This is a genomic window from bacterium (assembly GCA_035703895.1).
In the GTDB taxonomy this organism is placed as follows: Bacteria; Sysuimicrobiota; Sysuimicrobiia; order Sysuimicrobiales; family Segetimicrobiaceae; genus Segetimicrobium.
Map to the genome: position 1 here is coordinate 1 of DASSXJ010000326.1, position 2,010 is coordinate 2,010.

The window sequence follows — 2,010 nt, forward strand, 5'->3', positions numbered from 1 at the left end:
CGCCTGACGGATCCGGTTTTGAGGATGCTGGTGCGGGTTGCCCGGCCTGAGGGGGAATCAGGGCGGACGCCCCATTCTGACAACCGCTCTGACGGCCGGCCGAGAATTTGGTAGCGGCCCGATACCTAGGGACGAGCACATTTCACGCCGCGCCGCCAGAGGCCAAGCCTATACTTCTTGGCCATGAACCTTCAACCCGTGGTCACTTTAGCTTCCCGAGCGCTCCCCCCGGCGGCTAGTTGCTACGCCCAAGGGGCGGTTACGCTGCTCGCTTCGGCTCGACCTGCCAATCTATGTTCTCGTCGGCATCCCACCTGGCGGCAATGAGGACGCTCAGGAGCTCGAACGCCCCCAAAACCATGATCAGCCCGATGCTAGCCAGAACCGGCCGGATCCACTCCGCGTCCAACACATGCCCCCCCTCCTTCCTTTACCTCACCTTCCATATTGAGGGTAGGCTTCTGGGTCGGTTTGTGCATCGGGTCACCGCCCGATTTGTCATGCGTGAATGATTGAGGGCATCTCCGGCATTGCCGGGGATCGCTGCGCGCCTGCTGGACCCAGGAAGGCTAGGTTATGGAATCTGGTAGGGGCCCAATGCCAGGGGTCCGACCCGGTCGATCCCAGCGAGCCGAGCTCTGTGGGTCCGCGAGCTATCGCCGCCGGGCAAACAAGGAGGGCGGTTCAAAGGCCACGACTCGAACGCGCGCATCGACGACGTCGACTCCATGCTCGTGGACGATGATCGGATTGCAGTCCAGTTCTGCGATCTGAGGAAGGTCCTCGACCATCATGCCGATCCGCAACAACACATCCTCGAGCGCAGCCACGTCGGCCTTCGGCGCGCCCCGAAACCCGGTTAACAGCGGGTAGGTCTTGAGTTCCCGAATCATCTCGGCGGCGTCCTCCCGCGTGAGAGGGGTCAGGCGGACGGACACATCCCGCAGCAATTCCACGAGGGTGCCACCGGCGCCGCAGGCGACGACCGGACCGAACTGCGCGTCGTGGACGACGCCCGCGATCATTTCGACGCCGGAAGCCGCCATCTTCTGCACCAGGAATGCCTCGGGGGAGTGTCCTTTGGAGGCAAGCATGGCCGCCATCTGCTTTGCCGCAGTCTGCACCTCTTTCGGCCCATGTAGTTGCAGCCGGACCCCTCCGAACTCGGTCTTATGAACGACCCCCGGGATGACCGCCTTAAGCGCGATCTCGCCTTCGATGGCCTGCGCCGCCTTGGCTGCCTCCGCCGGCGTGCGCGCGAGGCTTTGGTCGATGACAGGAAGCCCGTAACAGACGAGGAGCGCGTGAACCTCTTCCGGTGACATCCATCCGTCGCTCCGGGCGAGCGCCCTCGCGACCACGCGCGCGGCCTCGTCCCGTTGCAGGTCCCCGAACCGGGGGAGCGTCCCCAATGGGCGCGCCCGCCATTCTCCGTACCGGGAGATCCGTGCCAGGGCGATCGCCGCCGACTCGGGGAAGGCGTACGAGGGAATGCGGACCTCGCCGGTTTTGAGGGTGTCGGGAACGCCTCGGGCCGACATGAAAACGGTCAGCACGGGTTTGCCGCTGCCCAACTCGTGTACGCCTTCGATGATCGCACGCGCGACATCTTCCGCCCGCGTCACGAGCGGCGGGACGAAGATGACGATGAGCGCATCCACGCTTGGGTCGGCGGCCACGGCACGAATCGCCTCCCGGTAGTGCTCCGCCGGGGCAGACGCGATCATGTCCACGGGGTTGCCAACGCTCGCCTGTGGGGGGAGGAAGGCACGCAGCTTGGCTCTGGTATCGTCCATCAAGAGAGGGATCTCCATGCCTTCGGCCTCACAGGTATCGGCGCACAGGATCCCCGGGCCGCCCCCATTCGTAATAATGCCGACCCGGCGGCCCTTCGGGGGCGGCTGACTCGCGAGGAGCGAGGCGACGTCGAACAGCTCCTCGAGCGTATCCGTCCGGATGACGCCGGACTGCCGAAATAGCGCGTCCACCGTGACGTCGGAGGCGGCCAGC

2 protein-coding genes are annotated in these 2,010 nt (G+C 65.3%); both read right to left on the reverse strand.

Features of this window, described 5'->3' with window-relative positions; translation table 11 throughout:
* Positions 1-259 precede the first annotated feature (259 nt).
* Positions 260-412, reverse strand: coding sequence for a hypothetical protein (locus VFP86_21515; GenBank protein HET9002227.1), 153 nt, complete (start codon positions 410-412; stop codon positions 260-262).
* 241 nt (positions 413-653) lie between these two features.
* A partial coding sequence (locus VFP86_21520; GenBank protein HET9002228.1) for an acetate--CoA ligase family protein occupies positions 654-2,010 on the reverse strand: 1,357 nt, incomplete at its 5' end.